The sequence below is a fragment of the Streptococcus equinus ATCC 9812 genome (genome assembly GCF_000187265.1).
GTDB classification, from domain to species: Bacteria; Bacillota; Bacilli; order Lactobacillales; family Streptococcaceae; genus Streptococcus; species Streptococcus equinus.
In genome coordinates this window covers 25,852-45,129 of sequence record NZ_GL698429.1, presented here as the reverse complement: position 1 = coordinate 45,129, position 19,278 = coordinate 25,852, and the positions used below count along the sequence as shown (strand labels likewise).

20 protein-coding genes are annotated in these 19,278 nt (G+C 38.1%); 2 read left to right on the top strand and 18 right to left on the bottom strand.

Annotated elements, in window-relative coordinates; genetic code table 11:
• Positions 1-84 precede the first annotated feature (84 nt).
• From HMPREF0819_RS00235 to HMPREF0819_RS00195, 9 genes are all read right to left on the bottom strand, one after another.
• Complete coding sequence (locus HMPREF0819_RS00235) at positions 85-1,311, bottom strand: cell division protein FtsQ/DivIB (RefSeq protein ID WP_004230734.1); 1,227 nt, start codon at positions 1,309-1,311, stop codon at positions 85-87.
• Entirely contained in the window at positions 1,312-2,388 is a 1,077-nt protein-coding gene (locus tag HMPREF0819_RS00230) for a UDP-N-acetylglucosamine--N-acetylmuramyl-(pentapeptide) pyrophosphoryl-undecaprenol N-acetylglucosamine transferase (protein ID WP_004230732.1), read from the bottom strand.
• A 2-nt stretch (positions 2,389-2,390) separates the two neighbouring features.
• Positions 2,391-3,746, bottom strand: a complete 1,356-nt coding sequence (gene murD / locus HMPREF0819_RS00225) for a UDP-N-acetylmuramoyl-L-alanine--D-glutamate ligase (protein WP_004230730.1) — start codon at positions 3,744-3,746, stop codon at positions 2,391-2,393.
• A gap of 142 nt (positions 3,747-3,888) precedes the next feature.
• Positions 3,889-4,161, bottom strand: coding sequence for a DUF3165 family protein (locus HMPREF0819_RS00220; protein ID WP_004230724.1), 273 nt, complete (start codon positions 4,159-4,161; stop codon positions 3,889-3,891).
• Between the two features lie 199 nt (positions 4,162-4,360).
• The gene (typA, locus tag HMPREF0819_RS00215) at positions 4,361-6,205 is read right to left on the bottom strand and encodes a translational GTPase TypA (protein WP_004230714.1); all 1,845 of its coding nucleotides are present in this window, start codon (positions 6,203-6,205) and stop codon (positions 4,361-4,363) included.
• 185 nt (positions 6,206-6,390) lie between these two features.
• Entirely contained in the window at positions 6,391-6,771 is a 381-nt protein-coding gene (locus tag HMPREF0819_RS00210; protein ID WP_004230712.1) for a rhodanese-like domain-containing protein, read from the bottom strand.
• Positions 6,772-6,784: 13 nt separating this feature from the next.
• A complete protein-coding gene (locus HMPREF0819_RS00205; protein WP_004230710.1) occupies positions 6,785-7,753 on the bottom strand; it encodes an ROK family glucokinase in 969 nt (322 codons plus the stop codon).
• A complete protein-coding gene (locus HMPREF0819_RS00200) occupies positions 7,746-7,955 on the bottom strand; it encodes a YqgQ family protein (protein WP_004230708.1) in 210 nt (69 codons plus the stop codon). The genes HMPREF0819_RS00205 and HMPREF0819_RS00200 overlap by 8 nt, the downstream gene beginning before the upstream one ends.
• Positions 7,956-8,081: 126 nt before the next feature.
• Entirely contained in the window at positions 8,082-8,606 is a 525-nt protein-coding gene (locus HMPREF0819_RS00195) for a Dps family protein (protein WP_004230706.1), read from the bottom strand.
• Between the two features lie 140 nt (positions 8,607-8,746).
• Here HMPREF0819_RS00195 and HMPREF0819_RS08560 point away from each other — a divergent pair, with 140 nt between their 5' ends.
• Positions 8,747-9,418: a prepilin peptidase gene (locus HMPREF0819_RS08560; RefSeq protein ID WP_004230703.1), complete on the top strand. Its 672-nt coding sequence runs from the start codon at positions 8,747-8,749 to the stop codon at positions 9,416-9,418.
• Positions 9,419-9,491: 73 nt separating this feature from the next.
• Entirely contained in the window at positions 9,492-10,832 is a 1,341-nt protein-coding gene (locus tag HMPREF0819_RS00190; protein ID WP_004230701.1) for an Nramp family divalent metal transporter, read from the top strand.
• A 36-nt stretch (positions 10,833-10,868) separates the two neighbouring features.
• On the opposite strand, the gene trpA is transcribed toward HMPREF0819_RS00190, so the two are convergent.
• From trpA to HMPREF0819_RS00145, 9 genes are all read right to left on the bottom strand, one after another.
• Entirely contained in the window at positions 10,869-11,651 is a 783-nt protein-coding gene (trpA, locus tag HMPREF0819_RS00185; RefSeq protein WP_004230699.1) for a tryptophan synthase subunit alpha, read from the bottom strand.
• 3 nt (positions 11,652-11,654) lie between these two features.
• The gene (gene trpB / locus HMPREF0819_RS00180) at positions 11,655-12,857 is read right to left on the bottom strand and encodes a tryptophan synthase subunit beta (protein ID WP_004230696.1); all 1,203 of its coding nucleotides are present in this window, start codon (positions 12,855-12,857) and stop codon (positions 11,655-11,657) included.
• Positions 12,854-13,435: a phosphoribosylanthranilate isomerase gene (locus HMPREF0819_RS00175; RefSeq protein ID WP_004230694.1), complete on the bottom strand. Its 582-nt coding sequence runs from the start codon at positions 13,433-13,435 to the stop codon at positions 12,854-12,856. The genes trpB and HMPREF0819_RS00175 overlap by 4 nt, the downstream gene beginning before the upstream one ends.
• Positions 13,422-14,189, bottom strand: a complete 768-nt coding sequence (gene trpC, locus HMPREF0819_RS00170; protein ID WP_004230692.1) for an indole-3-glycerol phosphate synthase TrpC — start codon at positions 14,187-14,189, stop codon at positions 13,422-13,424. Before trpC ends, HMPREF0819_RS00175 begins: the two co-directional genes overlap by 14 nt.
• Positions 14,186-15,190 carry an anthranilate phosphoribosyltransferase gene (trpD, locus tag HMPREF0819_RS00165; protein WP_004230691.1) on the bottom strand — a complete coding sequence of 335 codons (1,005 nt, stop codon included), beginning with the start codon at positions 15,188-15,190 and terminating at the stop codon, positions 14,186-14,188. Before trpD ends, trpC begins: the two co-directional genes overlap by 4 nt.
• Before the next feature lie 14 nt (positions 15,191-15,204).
• Positions 15,205-15,774 (bottom strand): aminodeoxychorismate/anthranilate synthase component II, encoded by a 570-nt coding sequence (locus HMPREF0819_RS00160; protein ID WP_004230688.1) that lies wholly within the window; start codon positions 15,772-15,774, stop codon positions 15,205-15,207.
• The gene (trpE, locus tag HMPREF0819_RS00155) at positions 15,771-17,129 is read right to left on the bottom strand and encodes an anthranilate synthase component I (protein ID WP_004230686.1); all 1,359 of its coding nucleotides are present in this window, start codon (positions 17,127-17,129) and stop codon (positions 15,771-15,773) included. Before trpE ends, HMPREF0819_RS00160 begins: the two co-directional genes overlap by 4 nt.
• Positions 17,130-17,615: 486 nt before the next feature.
• On the bottom strand, positions 17,616-18,773 hold the full coding sequence (locus tag HMPREF0819_RS00150; protein WP_004230684.1) for a hypothetical protein: 1,158 nt from the start codon (positions 18,771-18,773) through the stop codon (positions 17,616-17,618).
• 105 nt (positions 18,774-18,878) lie between these two features.
• A partial coding sequence (locus HMPREF0819_RS00145) for an IS3 family transposase (protein ID WP_004230682.1) occupies positions 18,879-19,278 on the bottom strand: 400 nt, incomplete at its 5' end.

The following is a 19,278-nucleotide window of genomic DNA, read 5'->3' as shown; positions in this document are numbered from 1 at the left end:
AAATCAGAATTATTCAGAGAATATTATATCATAAAAAAACGTAAAATGTTATCATTTTACGTTTTTTGTTATTGAAACTTAATTTTATTGCTGAACATCTTGTTCTCTGGCAACAACATTGTTCGTTTGTTCTGTTGCTTCCGATTCCACTGTTTGATTTTCAGCATTTTCGGCTTCAGATAATTCTGTCGAAGCATCACCTTCACTAGACTCAGTTTGAGACTCTTCAGCACTTTCAGATTCTGACGAGTCTTTATTTTCAGCTTCCTGTTTTGCTTTTTCTTTATCTTCTGCAACTGAGGCTTCAATTGATTCAGATGTCGCAAAAATACCGACCTCCATATCAACGATGCTATTTTCCGGTAAGCCATCTTTGATTTTTAGATAATAAGGTAATTTCTTAGCTATCTCAGATAATGGCACACGAACAACATTGCCATCATACATCTCTAATTTTAATAAATCTGAAGTTGTTGACGAGTCTGCTAAACTAATAATTTGAATCTGATTAACCAAATCCTTATCTAATTTTGAGAATGCTTTGATAAGTGTTTTAATATCTTTTTCAGATGACAAATTAATAGTTAAAAAACTATCTGGCAGCTCAGATGCACCGACAACATTTAGGCGTGTGCCATTTTCAAGAATCGGCTGATAGCCGTCATCTGTCTGAGCATAAGCTACAATATTGTATTCCTTGACAGCAATGTCAAACTTATTTGGAAAACGATATTTTAAACTAGCACTTTTTATAAGCTTGTTTTTGCTAATAATATTCTTTTCATAAGTTGAATGATGCAAAATCATAGAAAAGACATAATCAGAAGCTTTAATACCTGAATCTTTAATCACTTCGTCCTGACTCGCGACAGAAACACCTGAAACAGTGACCACTTTCTTCTTACTAAATGGAGTTACTAAAAATATTGAAATCAGAAGAACTAACCCTGAAGTAATCAAAACTGGAAGCGCATGATGAATCGCTTTTTGAAGAGGTGTTTTTTCTTTTTTAGCTTCAAGTTTTTGTAACTTCTTAGCTTCTTTTTCTTTTTTAGCCTCTTCTTTTTTGGCTTCTCTTGCTTTCTTCTTTTCTTCAGTAGTTAATTTCTTATCAGTCTTACCTTCCTCAGCAGCTTCTTCTTTTTTGTGAGTTCTTTCTAAACGTAATTTTTCTTGACGCTTTTTCTTTTCAGCTTTTTCAGCTTCTTTTTTCTTTAAAAACTCAATATTACGTTTTTGCCACTCAGTCATCACTGATTTTTTTTCAAATTTATCTTTTTGACTTTTTTGTGACTCTTTCTTTTTTGTCATTTAAATTCCTTTTGCAGTCTTAGAAATATCGTGCTTAAGCAGATCATAAAATTCTTCTTGTGACTTGATTTCAGTGGAATTTTTCATTTGTTCATGATAACTATTTTCTTGATCAAAAAGCTGTGTCAATTCTTCTTGCAAGTGAGCAAAAGTAAGCTTATCTTCAGATAGTTGGCGAGCATAGCCTTTTTTCTCGAAATAAGCTGCATTTTCCAATTGGTCACCACGACTTGCTTCTTTCCCAAGAGGCACAATCAAATGCAATTTATCCATAGCAACTAATTCAAAAATAGTATTTGAACCACCACGTGTCACAACAGCATCTGCCATATCCATCAAAGGCTGATAAAGGTCTGTGACATAATCAACTCGATAGAGATTTTGACTCAATCCATTTAAGCTTTTATCTCCTGAAATATTGATTACATTATAATGCTCAGTTAATTCAGGTGTGTCTGTAATAAAGTCGTTGAAGACACGAGCACCAGCTGAACCACCGATAAAAAGAAGAGCCTTCAAATCAGGGTTAAAGTGCTTTTTAATACCTTCAATCTTGCTTTCATCGTAGGCTACTTTACTGCCAACTTTTGTGATTGCTCCAACATGTTTTGCTTTTATCAAACCATGTGCTTGTTCAAATGTTGTATACATCGTTGTTGCAAATTTGTAAGCAATCTTATTGGCAAGCCCCATTGATAGGTCAGATTCATGAACAAAAACAGGAATACCTAATGTCTTAGCAGCAATTACAGGTGGTACAGACACAAAACCACCTTTTGAAAAGAGTGCTTGTGGGCGAATCTTCGCAATGATTGCGATAGATTGCAAAATGCCAAATGAAACTTTGAAGACATCAAGCATATTTTGCCATGAGAAATAACGTCTTAATTTTCCTGTTGCAATTGAATGGAAAGTGACATCTAAACCTGACTTTTCAATCTGCTCATGTTCGATTCCATGTTTATCACCAATGTAGTGAACTTCCCAGCCGTCTTTGATGAATTTTGGAATCAGAATAAGGTTTAAGGTCACATGACCAACAGTACCTCCACCAGTGAAGACAATTTTTTTAGTCATGCTTATTCTCCTTTAATTACTTCAAACGTTGCGATGAATTCATCACCACGAACTTCAAAGCTCTTATACATATCCCAGCTTGCATTTGCAGGACTCAAAAGAACAACTTCACCTGCTTCTGCTTTGCTGTATGCGATGCGTGCTGCGTCAGCGACGTCTTTAGCATCAACATATGGTACATTTGCTTTGTCAGCCGCACGTTTAACACGCGGAGCTGATTCTCCAAGAATAACCATCAATTTAACCCCTGTAATATCAGGAACAAGTTCATCAAATTCATTACCACGGTCAAGACCACCAGCAATCAAGATAACTTTAGAATTATCAAATCCTGATAGGGCTTTTTGTGTTGCTAAAATGTTAGTTGATTTAGAGTCATTGTAGAATTTAACGCCATTAACTTCACCAAGAGCTTGAAGACGGTGTTTAACACCACCGAAGTGAGACAATGTTTCTTTGATTGCTTCGTTTGCGATTCCAGATAGTTTTGCTACAGCGATTGTTGCCAAAGCATTCTCAACATTGTGGCTACCAGGTACACCGATTTCAGATGCCTTCATGATTGCTTCACCTTTGAAGTACAATGTATCCCCATCAAGATAAGCACCATCAACTTTTTCTGTTGTAGAAAATGGTACAACTTGTGCTGCGGTTTTTTCAGCCAATTCTTTTGCCAAATCTTGGTTGAAATTAAGAACGATAAAATCATCTGCCGTCATATTTTTTTGGATATTCCATTTAGCCACAACATAGTTTTCAAATGTTCCATGATAATCAATATGAGTCGGCATAAGGTTTGTGATAACAGCAATGTGTGGGTGGAAAGTATCTGTTCCCATCAATTGGAATGATGACAATTCCATAACCAATGTATCTTTATCAGTTGCGGTTTGAGCAACTTCTGAAGCAGGAAAACCAATATTTCCTGAAAGAAGACCTGATTGACCACCGTTATTAAGTGTTTCAGCAATCATTGTTGTTGTAGTTGTTTTACCGTTTGATCCTGTGATCCCAATAATTGGTGCGTCAGAAATCATGTAAGCTAATTCAACTTCAGTAATGACTGGAATATTTTTTTCAATAGCACGTGATACCATTGGATTGTCGTAACGAATACCAGGGTTTTTAACCATTAACTCGAAATTTTCATCCAAAAGTTCCAACGGGTGGCTACCGCAGACAACTTTAATCCCTTCTTCAAGAAGAGATTGTGCAGCTGGATTTTCATCAAAAGGTTTACCATCGTTAACCGTAACGATTGCACCTAATTTTTCAAGGAGACGTGCTGCAGCTTCTCCAGATTTTGCTAAACCAAGAACTAAGACTTTTTTATTTTCAAATGTTTCAATTTTTTTCATGATATATCCATTCTAACATTGCAAATATAATATTATTCTACCTTTATTTAAAGCGTTTTTCAATCATTCTATGGCATTTAAGACAATCTTAGTGTCGCAATGTCTGATATCGTGTTTATGACAAAAAAAGCTGAGTAAATACTCAGCCTCTGTCGCTATATTGCTCTTCATCATTTTTCTTAACTGGTAAGCGATAAACATCTCTTAACGCGAAAAACCCCAAAGCAACCATAGCAAGTGCAAGAAAGATTTCAGGTGGAGATTGCATGATTTTAATAAAGCTCATCCCTGCTAATACAAGTAATAAAGCAATTAATCCTACAAACCCAATCATTCCTAGCGTACTACGAATTGTTTTAGGAGCCATGAAAATATAGTATGAAATAATTAAGATTGCAATAATTAAATAAAACATTTCATGATTCCTCTCTACAATTCATTTATTAGTTTTAGAGTCTGGGAGAATAGTACCCAGCTTCTTCATTATTTACAAGGCGCAGTAGTTGAGTGGGTTCTAATACGCTGATAAATCAGCTTTTACAACCCTACTCAACCTTGCGGAGGGAGACGACGAAATCGAATTTCTTCGAAATTACCGATTTCTGTCCCACTCCCTACTCCTCAGATGATTTTTTCTTTTTAGCCGCTTTAGCACGCAAGTTTTTATCAAGGATTTGTTTACGCAAGCGGATTGATTCTGGTGTTACTTCCATGTATTCATCATCGTTCAAGAATTCAAGTGATTCTTCAAGAGTCAAGATACGTGGAGTTTTGATAACTGCAGTTTGGTCTTTAGTAGCTGAACGAACGTTAGTCATTTGTTTAGCTTTAGTAATGTTAACTGTCAAGTCATTTTCACGTGAGTTTTCACCGATAATCATACCTTCGTATACTTCAGTACCTGGGTTAACGAAGATTGTACCACGTTCTTCAACAGACATGATTGAGTATGTTGTTGCTTTACCAGTATCGATAGATACAAGAGCACCACGACGACGTCCACCGATTTCAGCGTTGATAACTGGCATGTATTGGTCGAATGTGTGGTTCATGATACCGTAACCGTGAGTCATTGAAAGGAACTCAGTTGGGTAACCGATAAGTCCACGAGCTGGTGCCAAGAAGACAAGACGTGTTTGACCGTTACCAGTTGATTGCATATCAATCATTTCACCTTTACGTTCTGATAATGATTGGATAACTGAACCTTGGTATTCTTCTGGTGTATCGATTTGAACACGTTCGAATGGTTCGCATTTCACGCCATCGATTTCTTTGATGATAACTTCTGGACGTGATACTTGAAGTTCGTATCCTTCACGACGCATTGTTTCGATAAGGATCGACAAGTGCAATTCACCACGACCTGATACAGTCCATTTATCTGGTGAGTCAGTTGCTTCAACACGAAGTGACACGTCAGTTTGAAGTTCAGCAAGCAAACGTTCTTCAACTTTACGAGATGTTACGTATTTACCTTCACGACCTGCAAATGGTGAGTTATTTGCTAAGAATGTCATTTGAAGAGTTGGTTCATCAATGTGAAGAATTGGAAGTGGTTCAACACAATCAGTTGGAGTGATTGTTTCACCAACGAAGATATCTTCCATACCTGAGATGGCAATCAAATCACCAGCTTTTGCTTCTTGGATTTCACGACGTTCAAGTCCGAAGAAACCAAATAGTTTTGTAACGCGGAAGTTTTTAGTTGAACCATCAAGTTTTGAAAGTGTAACTTGGTCACCGACTTTAACAGTACCACGGAAGATACGTCCGATACCGATACGTCCAACGAAATCGTTGTAGTCAAGAAGTGACACTTGGAATTGAAGTGGTTCTTCTGAGTTATCAACTGGAGCTGGGATGTGATCAATGATTGTATCAAAGACTGGAGCCATTGTGTGTTCTTGATCAGCTGGATCATCAGAAAGTGATGATGTACCGTTGATAGCTGATGCGTAAACAACTGGGAATTCTAATTGATCATCGTCTGCACCAAGTTCGATGAAGAGTTCAAGAACTTCGTCAACAACTTCTGCTGGGCGAGCTGATGGTTTATCAATTTTGTTAACAACAACGATTGGTGTTAAGTTTTGTTCAAGAGCCTTTTTCAACACAAAACGTGTTTGAGGCATAGTACCTTCGTAAGCATCGACAACAAGAACAACACCATCAACCATTTTCATGATACGTTCAACTTCTCCACCGAAGTCCGCGTGTCCTGGTGTGTCCATAATATTGATACGAACACCGTTGTAAGCAACTGCAGTGTTTTTAGCAAGGATTGTAATACCACGTTCTTTTTCAAGATCGTTTGAGTCCATTGCACGTTCTTGCAATTCTTTACGTTCGTCAAGTGTGTGTGATTGTTTCAACAATTCATCAACAAGGGTTGTTTTCCCGTGGTCAACGTGGGCGATGATAGCCACGTTACGAATATCTTCTCTTAATTTAGTCATGGTTCCTCGATTTATTTTTTAAATTTATTCTAACTTTTGAATTATATCATATTTCCCATAAAAAAACATCGTCAAATGCTGTGTAAATGTTTTCAGACAGTGAATTTACTATATAATATTCATTTAAAGCTCATAAATGTTCCTGTTTTTGTGTAAAAAAAGAAAGCCCGATGGCTTTCCTTTTATTAACCTTCTTTAATTTTACCAGTCCAGTAATCAAAACCGTCTTTCAAAACGTAAAGGTCTGTGTATCCAGCTTTTTTGAGCATTTTGATAACTCGTGGTAAGGCAGCACTTCTGCTGCTGTCGTATAAAAGAACTGGCTTATCTTTACGGATAGCTGTGTAAGACATTTGAATTTGGCTAGCTGGGAGATTACGTGCTCCCATGATGTGTTTTGCTTTGAATGCTGCTGCTTCGCGAACATCAATCACTTGACTTGTGTGAAGCATGCTTTCAAATTCTGCATTATCAATGAATTTTGCTGCGCGACGAACGCTAAAATATGACCAAGCAAACCATCCAATGATAGCAACTAAAACAATTAGAAAAATAATCCAGTTCATTTTTTGCCTCTTATTAATCTACGAATTGACTTGCAAGACTTGCTGCACCGATGATACCTGCGTCGTTACCAAGTTCAGCGATTTTCACTTTAGTTGTTTTACGAACTTGTGGGAATGCGTAAGTAACGAAGTATTTTTCAACACGGCTACGCAAGAATTCACCTGCAGCAGATACACCACCACCGATAACAACTGAATCTGGGTTCAAGATGTTTGCGATGTTAGCAGTTGCTTGTCCAAGGTAGAAACCAACTTTTTCAACAACTGAATCTGCGAAGTGATCACCAGCTTCAGCAGCTACAAAGATATCTTTACTTGTTACAACATCACCATTGTCAATAGCTGCTTTAATTTTTGAATCACCTTCATATTCTTCAGCCAAGTAACGAGCTACACGGACAACACCTGTTGCTGAAGCAACTGTTTCAAGACAACCTTTGTTACCACATGTACATTCGAATCCGTCAACTGGTTCAACGTTCATGTGACCGATTTCTCCACCAGCACCAGCAACACCGTGGATAAGGTTACCATCAGCGATAACACCACCACCAACACCAGTTCCAAGTGTTACAAAGACAACGTCTGGGTTGTTCGCACCAGCACCTGTCCAACGTTCACCAAGAGCAGCAACGTTAGCATCGTTGTCGATAGCAAATGGAATACCTAATTCACGTTCGATTACTGAACCAACTTCTTCAGTGTGAGCCCAGTTCAAGTTGAAGGCACCTGTAACAGTTTTGTTTTCACGGTCAACAGCACCTGGTGAACCCATACCAATACCTGCAAAATCATCCTTTGTCAAACCATAAAGACTCATACGGTGTTTGATTGATTCTACGATATCAGGAACGATGTGTTTACCATCTTCAAGTGTATTTGTATCGATTGCCCATTTTTCTTGAACTTCACCTTCAAGAGTTAGGATACCGAATTTAATCGTTGTCCCACCTAGGTCAATCCCTAAAAGTTTTTTAGTCATTATTTTCTTTCTCCATTTCTAAACAGTGCTCGCGCCGCAAAATTAACTCAGCATTTAGGTAATCAACCTTGTCAATCAACCCATTTTCATACAATTTCTCAAGTTCGAGTTTCATGACCTCTATATCATAAAGACGTTTTCCGATATAGACAAAGATGCCGAATCGCTTTAGTAATTGCTGCACATCAAATAAAGTTTTCATACAAAACATTTTATCAAAAATAATAGTGTTTTTCAATAGGGGTATGCAATCGGTTTCGGTATTTCAGCATTTTCATTTGTTTTCATAAAAAAAGCGGGTCTTTCAACCCGCAAAATTGTTCAAAAATTATTTAAGTCCTGGTGCTTGTCCACGTTCTGCTTGGAGCATCCAGATTGTTTTTTCAGCATCAGCTTTTGCTGCTGTGAAGATATCATTTGATGGTGCATCTCCTTCTTCATCAGTCACATCAAGACCAACTTGGTAAAGCGCTGTAAGATATGTGTAAACCTCAACCAAGCGAGCAAGATTTTCATCCATTGATTTATCAAATGAACCTTTTGTTTCTTCTAATTTAGAATTGTTATCGAACTCTTTAAGTGTAGAAAATGGTGCGCCACCGATAGTAATCAAGCGTTCGCTCATTTCATCCAAGTTAGCGTTAAGTCCATCCATCAATTCATCCATTTTTGGGTGAAGATAGAAGAAACCTACGCCTCGCATGTACCAGTGAATTTGGTGAACAATTGATGCTGCTTTTGAGAGATCAGCAACTGCTTGATTTAGCACCGCCTTTGTTTTAGCGTTTTTTGCATTTTGTGAAATGTTGTGTGTTACAGATGCGTAAATAGTTTCAGTCATTGTTTGAGTCATAAGTAGACCTCCTCTTAAAAAAATGCAACATTTTTTAGGAAATGTTATCCTTTTCCTTCGTGAATCTATTTTATAATAATTCTAAATAAAAAACAAATAATATGCTCACAACTTTTAAAAATTTTTTCGAATAATAAGATATGGACATTTTATTATTCTTTTTTCTCGGAGCATCCTTTGCTTCTTTCATCGGCTTAGTAATTGACCGTTTTCCAAACGAATCCATTCTTTTTCCAGCTAGTCATTGTGAGACTTGTGGTAAGAAACTTGAGGTTCGTGACTTGATTCCTGTGTTTTCACAAATTATCAATCGGTCGCGCTGCCGTTTTTGTCACACAAAACTCCCAATTTGGTATGACATTTTTGAATTCATCTGCGGAATATTAACTGCCGTCTGCTATCAAGGAATGCTACCACTCTCGACACTCTTTATTATCTTTTTAAGTCTCACGCTCAGTATCTACGATTTAAAATACCAATCATTTCCTTTACTAATATGGTTGTTGCCAAGTTGCTGTTTACTCCCAGTTACACCAATCACAACTCTCACTATTATCCTTTTGTTGTTTGGAATCATCGCAGAGCTGATTGATGTGAAAATTGGTAGTGGAGATTGTTTTTATCTAGCAACTTTGAGTCTTTTTTTGGATTTACAAAATATTTTATGGATTGTAGAAATCGGGTCATTTACAGGAATTATTTTTTGTCTTTTACACAAAAATAAACGAATCCCTTTTGTGCCCTTTCTCTTTTTTGGATACCTTCTTGTATCATTTTTAAGCCTACTTAATTTTTTTGTTAAATATAGTTAAAAAATACTTTATTTTTTAAATTATTCTGCTATAATAGGCCTTAAATAAGAGTTTTAGAAAAGAGGGCTGCCTTTTGGAAACTATTGTCAATTCTCAAAAATCACTGAGTGAGGTTAATCAAAGTGTTGCTGTTCCGAAGAATGCCTCATTTTGGCGAACACTTAGAGCCTTCATTGGACCAGGAGCTTTAGTGGCTGTTGGTTACATGGACCCTGGTAATTGGATTACTAGTGTTGTCGGTGGGGCTACTTATAAATACTTATTATTATCAGTTATTCTTGTGTCATCGTTTATAGCTATGCAACTGCAGCAGATGGCTGGAAAACTTGGCATTGTAACACGTAAAGATTTGGCGCAAGCAACAGCTGCACATTTACCAAAAAAGTTACGTTTTCTTCTATTTATTATCATTGAATTAGCCCTAATGGCAACAGATCTTGCTGAAGTTATCGGCTCAGGGATTGCACTTCATTTACTCTTTGGCTGGTCTTTGTTATTTTCAATTTTGATTACCATTTTAGATGTTTTCATCCTACTATCGTTAATGAGATTAGGTTTTCGTAAAATAGAAGCTATAGTCTCCACTTTGATTGCAACAATTTTGATTATTTTCCTTTACTTGGTTATCTTGTCAAAACCAAGTCTTTCAGGAATTTTACAAGGCTATATTCCAAATGCTCAAATCATCGATTTACATCAAAGTGGTGTTAATAGCAAATTGACACTAGCTTTGGGGATTATCGGTGCGACAGTTATGCCACACAATCTTTATCTTCACTCTTCGATTTCACAAACTCGAAAAGTTGACTATCAAAATCCGACTTCTATCCAGCAAGCAGTGCGTTTCATGACTTGGGATTCCAATCTTCAGCTTACAGTGGCTTTCGTGGTCAATTCGCTGCTACTCATTTTAGGAGCATCACTATTTTATGGCCATGCTAGTGAGATTAGCGCCTTTTCACAGATGTATAATGCTTTACAAGACTCAACTATCGCTGGCACGGTGGCAAGCTCTGCATTATCAACTTTATTTGCGATTGCTCTGCTTACTAGTGGGCAAAATTCAACTATCACAGGTACTTTGACTGGACAAATTGTCATGGAAGGATTTTTAAAATTACGCTTACCGCAATGGTTGATTCGGCTTGTAACTCGACTTGCTGCTCTTCTTCCTGTCCTCATCATTGCTGTTCTCTATGGTAGTCGAGAAAGTGTCCTTGACCAGCTCATTGTCTATTCACAAGTTTTTCTGTCTGCAGCTTTGCCATTCTCAATTTTTCCCTTGGTTTATTTCACGTCAAACAGCAAACTTATGGGAGATTTTGTGAATGCTAAGTGGAATACTATTTTAGGCTATTTGGTGGCAAGTATTTTGACCATTTTAAACATCAAACTTATTGTTGACTTATTTTAGCGCAAGCAAAAAGCCACTCTTTCAGAGTGGCTTTATTTATTTTTGGTAATTTGAGCCGTACTTGACGAAATCGACAAGGTCATCTATTTTTCCTTCATGTAAGTCATGAACAATTTTTGTCCCAACAATAACACCATCTGACACCTTATTAAAACGCTCGATATCGTTTTTAGTCGACACACCAAATCCTGTCAAAACAGAAATGTCAGCAACTGTTTTTAGATTTTCCAAATGCTTATCTAAATCAGCACGATAGCCACCAGCCTTACCAGTAACGCCGTTAATGGCAACCGCATAGATGAACCCTTCAGCATCTTTGCAAAGTACTTTTTGACGTTCAATGCCAGTTGTCAGACTAACGAGTGGCACAAGCGCAATGTCTGTATTTTCAAGATATGGTTTAATGAGATTTTCGTGTTCGTGCGGCAAATCAGGAATAATCAGCCCTTTAACAGATGTCTTTGCCAAATCAGCGATGAGCTTTTCAACACCATATTGATAGACAGGGTTGATGTAAGTCATGATGACCAAAGGAACGTCAACGTTTTTTTCTTGCAATTTCTCAACGATTGCTTGCAAATTAACACCCTTAGCAAGACTTCTTTGTCCAGCTAATTCGATGACAGGGCCATCAGCCACGGGATCTGACCAAGGAATGCCCACTTCAATGGCAGAAGCTCCGCTATTTTCCAAAAGAGAAATGGTATCAAATAAGCCATCAAGACCTTGCTTATGGTCGCCAACCATGATATATGGAATAAAAAGTCCTTTGCCACTTGCTTTAATGTCTTTTAAATGTTTGGTGAGTGTCTTAGTCATAATCTATTTTTCCTCTGCTTCTAAACGTTCTTTTACTTGCACAACATCCTTATCCCCACGTCCTGAGAGACAAACGATGATTGATTTATCTGGCCCAAGCTCCTTAGCAACTTTTTGGGTAAGCGCAACAGCGTGACTTGATTCAAGTGCTGGGATAATCCCTTCAAGTCGCGACAAAAGCATGAAAGCTTCAAGTGCTTCATCGTCTGTAATCGAATCATATGTTGCACGCCCTATATCTTTGAAGTGGCAGTGTTCAGGACCAACCCCAGGATAATCAAGACCAGCTGAAATAGAGAATGCTTCCATAATTTGTCCATGGCGGTCTTGAAGAACATTCATCAATGCACCGTGCAAAATACCTGGACGACCTTTTGCAAATGTAGCCGCGTGTTCTTCCGTATCAAGTCCGTGCCCTGCTGCTTCAGCACCGTAAAGTGCGACAGATTCATCTTCGACAAATGGATAAAAAAGGCCAATTGCATTTGATCCGCCACCGATACATGCTAGAACCGCATCAGGTAGCTGTCCACCAGAAATTTCAGCATATTGTTTTTTGGCTTCTTTACCAATAACTGATTGAAAGTCACGCACGATTTCAGGAAATGGAGCAGGTCCAAGTGCTGACCCCATGATGTAGTGAGTATCTTCGATGTTAGCCACCCACGCGCGAAGAGCTGCATTCACAGCATCTTTCAAAACACGTGAACCGTCCGTCACCGCATGCACTTTAGCACCAAGCAACTCCATACGAAATACATTAAGTGCTTGACGCTTCACATCTTCTTCACCCATGTAAATCGTACATTCCATGTCAAAAAGCGCAGCCGCTGTTGCAGTAGCAACCCCGTGTTGACCTGCACCTGTTTCGGCAATAATTTTCTTTTTGCCCATGCGTTTAGCAAGAAGAACCTGACCAAGAGCGTTATTGATTTTGTGAGCACCTGTGTGGTTAAGGTCTTCACGTTTAAGATAGATCTTAGCGCCACTAATATGCTTTGTTAAACGCTCTGCATAATATAGCGGTGTTTCACGACCAACATAATTTTTAAGCAATTCATCGAGTTCTTCTTGAAAGCTTGGGTCAGCTTTGGCTTTGCGATAAGCTTTATCAAGTTCAATAACTGCAGTCATCAGCGTTTCAGGGACAAATTGGCCACCGAATTTCCCGTAAAATCCATTACTATCTGGTTGGTTATAACTCATTTTTTCACACTTTCTATAAATCCCAGAATTTTCAATAAATCTTTTTTACCATCCGTCTCAACACCAGAAGAAACATCAACAGCGTAGGGGCGAAAGAAAGTTATGGCTTGCTTGACATTATCGACAGTTAATCCACCTGCTAAAAAATATGGCTTTTCAATGACTTGATTTTTTAACAATTCCCAATCAAATGTCTTGCCTGAGCCAGCCAAGGGGGCGTCAAATAATAGAAAATTCGCTTTAGTTTCAATTTCTTCCAGTGTTTTTTCGACAGGAATGGCACGAATACTTGGAACATCAAGCTTTTCAAAATCCTCATCAGAAAACTCTCCGTGAATTTGCACAAGATCAAGAGGAACTTTGACAATGGCTTCTTGAAGTTCCATGAGAGTCGGACTTACAAAAACACCCACTTTCTGGACAGTTTTTGGAATAAACTGAGCTAAATGGCTAGCTTGTTTTATGCCGACCTGCCGTTTACTTTTGGCAAAGACGAAACCAATGTAATCAGCTCCGCTATTAACTGCTACTTCAACAGCTTCTCTTGTTGAGAGACCGCAAATTTTAACCTTTGTCAATTTGTAACTCCTTCACTTTTTCAGAAACATTATCTGCTTTCATAAGTGCTGTCCCAACAAGTATCCCATTGAAAAATGGGGCAACCAGGGCAGCGTCTTCTTTGGTAAAAATAGCTGATTCTGAAATGTAGACAGGACCTTCTTTGAAATGCGTTGACATCGCTAGACTAGTATTAATATCTGTTTCAAAGGTTACCAAGTTACGATTATTAACACCGATGATTTTAGCACCGATGCGATGAGCCACTTCTAATTCTGATAAATGATGCGTTTCAAGTAAAACTTCTAACCCTAATCCCGTCGCAAAGTCATAAAGTTCTTTCAATCGTTTCTCAGAAAGCGCAGCGACAATTAACAAAATCACGGTTGCCCCTGCATTACGGCTACGAATGATTTGCTTTTCATCAATAATAAAATCTTTTGCCAAGGTTGGAATCTTCACTTGGCTTGAAATCTGACGTAGATAATCAATATTACCTTTGAAGAAAAATGGGTCTGTCAAAACAGATATCATACACGCGCCACTATCTTGATAATTTTTGGCTTGTTTGACAATATCAACTTCAAGATTAATATCACCAAGACTCGGGCTTGCTTTTTTCACTTCAGCTATGACTTGAAGCATTTGAGTATTATTCTTAAGATAATCATAAAGTTTGTAAGTCTCACGACGTGGCAACAATGACTCAAGCTCCATACTCTCAACTTCTTTAGCTTTTTGCTTTAAAATGTTTGGTAAAAACGTCTCACTCATACTTGTACCTCTTGTAGTTGACGAAGTTTAGCAAGAGCAGAACCATCAGCAATTAATTGACGAGCAAGCTCTACACCATCTACTAAATTATCGACTTTTCCATTTGCGTAAAAGCCAAGCCCAGCATTTAGAACCGTTATTTCTAGATAGGGACTTGCTTGATTTTCAAGTACACTTAATAAAATCTCTGCATTTTGTTTGGCATCTCCACCGACAATATCTGACAGTTCCACTCTTGTCATACCAAGGTCTTGGTAAGTAAAACTGTGCTGGCTAATTCTGTCATTTTCAAGTAAAGTATAGGTATTTTCACCATAAAGCGCTGCTTCATCCATGTTATTTGGACCAGTGATAATCAGTGCACGCTTACGACCAAGTTTTTGCATAACTTTTGCTGCTGTTTCTTGTAAATCCACACGATAAAGTCCCATGAGCTGAGTTTTAAGATCAACTGGATTTGCAAGCGGGCCAACGATGTTCATAATTGTAGGAATCCCTAAAACTTTTCTTGCTGGACCGATAAATCGCATAGCAGGGTGCATGCTTTGGGCAAAGATAAAGGCAAGTCCAACCTCATCAAGTGCTCTTGAAAGAGTTGCTGGGGTTGCTGAAATGTTGATACCGAGCACTTCAAGCACATCAGCCGAACCAGATTTTGAAGAAACCGAGCGGTTGCCGGCTTTTGCCACACGAATACCGCCGGCTGCTAAAACAAAACTTGCTGTCGTTGAAATATTAAAACTGTAAGATCGGTCGCCACCAGTGCCACAATTACACATAGCGTCATCAAATTCTCTTGGCAAAAGCACCGCGTGATTTTTAAGTGCACGTACAATCCCCGTAATCTCAGAAGGTGTTTCTCCTTTGACTTTTAATCCCATCAGAAAAGCTGCAATCTCACTTTCTGAAATATCATTGTTTAAAATCTCATCAAAGAGATGTTCTACTTCCTCTTCTGATAAATCTTCTCGGTTTGCAATGTGATTAAATAATTCTTTCATTGTCTTTCCTCGCTTTACTTTTCAACCATTAGTCGCACAAAGTTTTCAATCATCTTAAGCCCATCGGGCGAGCCGATACTTTCTGGGTGAAATTGAAATCCGTAAATTGGCAATTGTTTGTGCTGGATTGCCATGATTTCTTTGTCATCAGTCGTTACGGCTACCACCTCAAAATCCTTTGGTATTTCTGTTACCACGATAGAATGGTAGCGCATAATTGTCATGGTGTTATCAAGCTCTGAAAAAATTGGTGATTTCAAAAGAAGCTCGATGTCGCTTTGCTTGCCATGCATGACTTTTTTTGCTAAGCCAAGCTTTCCACCAAATGTTTCAGCAATCGCTTGATGCCCCAGACAAATTCCTAAAATCGGCTTTTTCCCAGCAAATTTCTGAATCATTTCTTCTAATTTTCCAGCGTCAGCGGGCCAACCAGGCCCTGGGGATAAGACTAGTGCATCTGCTTTTTGGGCAACTTCCTCCAAATTGCCGACATCATTTCTCAAAACCTCAACATCCGTAAATGTCCCAAGGTACTGCGCTAAGTTATAAGTAAAAGAGTCATAATTATCAATTAATAAAATCATTTGCACTCTCCTATCCGTGTCATGGCTTTAGCTTTATTGATTGTTTCATAAAATTCATTTTCAGCAACACTATCATAAACAATTCCTGCTCCTGCTTGCACGTAAGCTTTTTGATTTTTTAGAATCATCGTCCGAATGGCAATGGCAAAATCCATATCACCTGTCGCCGAAAGATAACCAATCGCTCCCGCATAAACGCCACGTTTCTCGGTTTCCATTTCATAAATGCGCTTCATGGCACGAATCTTTGGAGCACCTGAGACCGTTCCAGCTGGTAAAGTCGTTTTCAAAGCATCAATGCTCTGCACATCAGGCAACAACCGCCCTTTGACAACACTAGTCAAATGCATGACGTAGCGGAAATACTCAACTTCCATATATTTCGTCACCTTGACCGTACCGTTTTGGGAAATTATTCCAATATCGTTTCGACCTAAATCTACAAGCATGCGGTGCTCAGCTGTTTCTTTGATATCAGTCTGCAAGTCTTTAGATAGCGCTGCATCCTCAGCATCGTTAGCTCCACGCGGATGAGTGCCTGCAATTGGATTCGTTGTCACTTCTCCATTTTTCACAGAAACCAAACTTTCTGGGCTTGCTCCAATAATCTGATAATCCCCAAAATCATAAAAATAAAGATAATTCGATGGATTTGTCACGCGCAAATTACGATAATAATCAAGCGGGTCCCCACTAAATTCACTTGAGAAACGCTGGCTTAACACACACTGAAACATGTCGCCCTGGCGAATCAACGCTTTAGCCTTATCAACCATCTGCACAAAAGCATCTTTTTCGATATGATATTTAAACTGCAGTGGCTGCAATTCTTGTGGCGAAAATTCATTTGGTGCTTGTGTCTGTAAATCCTTAACAACCTTGCCAAGTGCTTGTCTTACTGTGTCATTATCACGATGACTATAAATATTATCTTCAACCACATAAACTTTTTCTGTCTTATGGTCAAAAATCAGATAAGATTCATAAACAAAGAAATGCATGTCTGGCGTTCCAATAGTATCCTCAGGAATATCTCCGATATTTTCATAAAGACCAATCATATCATAGCCAACAAATCCGATAGCACCACCACCAAACGGAAGATTAGCGTTTGATTTTCCTTTTACCGTCACTTGATTAAGATAATCCAAGGGATTACCTGCGACTTCTTTGCCATTTTCAGTTAACTTGCCATCTTCGTACTTAATCTCAAAAACTGGATTGTAAGTAACGATTGAAAATCGTGTATTTTCTTTCTCACGTGGAATAGATTCAAGAATAACTTTGTGTTCCCCTTGAACTCGCATATAAGCAAGGATAGGGGTCAAAGTATCAGCAGTTAGAATTTTTTGCATATCAAAACCTCTCTTTTTTGTTTATGCTTTTAATTCATAAACTGCTTTGCCAGCCTTTATCTCGTCTTTTCATGATTATCTCCTTTTACCAAAACAAAAAGCCCCACACAGAAAAAAATATCTGTGTGAGGGCGTCTAATCATAGCGCGGTGCCACCTCATTTAACGAAAATCATTTTGCTTTCGCCATCTCAATCTCCTCCAACAAGGAGCTGCACGATAAGGGGTGCATACCTGAAAAATATTTCTTATCTTCAATAATACCATCAGCCCAATTTCACAACCACCTGCTACTCGTTCACAGTAACCACGAGCTCCCTGTAAGCAAATCCTTGCTACTTTCTGATTGATTATCATTATAAACACCAATTTCTTTCTTGTCAATTGTTTTTTTCGAATTTTCTAAAAATTGTTTATTTTCTTTTTCAAATCAAAAAAAGCTCTGAATTTACCATGTCGACACAAAGTAAAATCAGAGATTCTTTTTTTATTCAATTGTCAATGTCAATTCTTTTGTATCAGGTAACAACAATCCCTCTAAATGAGTGATTAAGCGGATTAACCAAGCAAATGCTAACAAGAATGCACTTATTTCAAAAGCTGTTAGCGATAAATAATGAATGCCTTGAAATGCAATTTCTAAACCGACCAGCATGCCGCCAATGGCATAAGACATAATCAAAAAATCTTTTGTTACTTCTGGCAAAAGCCATTTTACACTGATAATAAGGACAATGATGATTAAAACCAGATAACCTGCTACTCTTGTATGTAAGAAGTGTGAACTAGCATTATTTGGGAAATACCCAACAGCTCCCAAATCTAAACCAAGTAGTGTCAACATGACACGCATTGCCATTAATTTCCAGTTTTTACCGTATTTCTCACCAAGAGCGACAAATAAATAATCAACCAAAGCAACTAAAATCAAAGCTGATAACATCAATGTTAGGTTAAATTGCCAACTCTCCTTAGCCGCTTGTGTTCCTAAAAAGCTAAGATTAAAATGCCACCACTGAAGTGAACGGTTGGTTGCCATTGAGATAAAAACACCGCTGACCATAATCACCGTAAAAACCGTGGTCAACCAAGAAGCTCTAATCTGCTCTGCTATTTGCCCCAAGAAAAGACTAACCGCATAAATCGATGCACCTAAAATTAACGTCGATGTCAACTTATCAAATGATGCGCCTGTAAAAATCTGCTCTAAAAGCCAACCAAAACCAAGAAGAGCAAGCAGCAAAATAACAGCAAACGATGCGACGATAACTGGAAGCATCCGCCAAAAAACACGCGCTTTGATGCCACCAAGAAATAACTTCCGGTTACTAATCAATGTTGTCGTAAAGATGGTCATCCCTAAAATGCCACCAAAACCGACCAAGAAAGTGATGATAGAATAATCACCAACCAATAAAATCTGATTCCTTTTTTCAATCGAGCTGACAGCATAAAAAAGAATACACAGTAAAACTGTAGCTGCAATCAAAACCCAACTGGCTAGTCGACCTTGCTTAGGAGGCTCATCTTTTTGCAGAACCAACTTATTCTCATACAATTCTGCCTTTAATTGCTGTCCTTTCGATAAAGCAAGCTGATCAACTATCACCTGATCTAACACAATACTTACTCTTTTATTCTCCATATCATCATTATAACATGACAATCAGAAGTTGTAAAACAAGCACCGTAAGTAAAATAATAAAAAACCAACCTGTTTTGTACTGCCCCCAAAAAGTTGGATCAATAATTATTGAAAGGATTTAGTTCTGTATTGCACAGGGCTAAGTCCTTTTAGTTTGACTTTAATCCGTTTGTTATTGTAATAGTCAATGTAAGTAATAATAGCTTGTTTTAGCTCATCGAGTGACTTAAATGTCTTTTCAAAACCATAAAACATTTCTGATTTTAAGATTCCAAAAAAAGATTCCATCATGCCATTATCTGGGCTATTTCCCTTACGGGACATGGATGGACGAATTCCTTTTTGATTGAGAAAGTCATGATAAAACAGGTGTTGATATTGCCAACCTCGGTTACTATGAAGAATCGTATCATCATAATGGTCATCTGGAAAAGCTTGTGTTAACATTCGTTTGATTTGTTCCAAATTAGACGAAGTGGATAACTGATAAGCGATGATGTCACTG

Coding starts and splice junctions, on each gene's coding strand:
- HMPREF0819_RS00150 (WP_004230684.1), bottom strand. CDS start 18,773: ATGGAGAATAAAAGAGTAAGTATTGTGTTAGATCAGGTGATAGTTGAT.
- trpE (WP_004230686.1), bottom strand. CDS start 17,129: ATGCAAAAAATTCTAACTGCTGATACTTTGACCCCTATCCTTGCTTAT.
- HMPREF0819_RS00230 (WP_004230732.1), bottom strand. CDS start 2,388: ATGACTAAAAAAATTGTCTTCACTGGTGGAGGTACTGTTGGTCATGTG.
- HMPREF0819_RS00200 (WP_004230708.1), bottom strand. CDS start 7,955: ATGAAAACTTTATTTGATGTGCAGCAATTACTAAAGCGATTCGGCATC.
- HMPREF0819_RS00210 (WP_004230712.1), bottom strand. CDS start 6,771: ATGAACTGGATTATTTTTCTAATTGTTTTAGTTGCTATCATTGGATGG.
- HMPREF0819_RS00220 (WP_004230724.1), bottom strand. CDS start 4,161: ATGTTTTATTTAATTATTGCAATCTTAATTATTTCATACTATATTTTC.
- trpC (WP_004230692.1), bottom strand. CDS start 14,189: ATGAGTGAGACGTTTTTACCAAACATTTTAAAGCAAAAAGCTAAAGAA.
- HMPREF0819_RS08560 (WP_004230703.1), top strand. CDS start 8,747: ATGGACATTTTATTATTCTTTTTTCTCGGAGCATCCTTTGCTTCTTTC.
- trpD (WP_004230691.1), bottom strand. CDS start 15,190: ATGAAAGAATTATTTAATCACATTGCAAACCGAGAAGATTTATCAGAA.
- murD (WP_004230730.1), bottom strand. CDS start 3,746: ATGAAAAAAATTGAAACATTTGAAAATAAAAAAGTCTTAGTTCTTGGT.
- trpA (WP_004230699.1), bottom strand. CDS start 11,651: ATGACTAAGACACTCACCAAACATTTAAAAGACATTAAAGCAAGTGGC.
- HMPREF0819_RS00205 (WP_004230710.1), bottom strand. CDS start 7,753: ATGACTAAAAAACTTTTAGGGATTGACCTAGGTGGGACAACGATTAAA.
- HMPREF0819_RS00160 (WP_004230688.1), bottom strand. CDS start 15,774: ATGATTTTATTAATTGATAATTATGACTCTTTTACTTATAACTTAGCG.
- typA (WP_004230714.1), bottom strand. CDS start 6,205: ATGACTAAATTAAGAGAAGATATTCGTAACGTGGCTATCATCGCCCAC.
- HMPREF0819_RS00195 (WP_004230706.1), bottom strand. CDS start 8,606: ATGACTCAAACAATGACTGAAACTATTTACGCATCTGTAACACACAAC.
- HMPREF0819_RS00235 (WP_004230734.1), bottom strand. CDS start 1,311: ATGACAAAAAAGAAAGAGTCACAAAAAAGTCAAAAAGATAAATTTGAA.
- trpB (WP_004230696.1), bottom strand. CDS start 12,857: ATGAGTTATAACCAACCAGATAGTAATGGATTTTACGGGAAATTCGGT.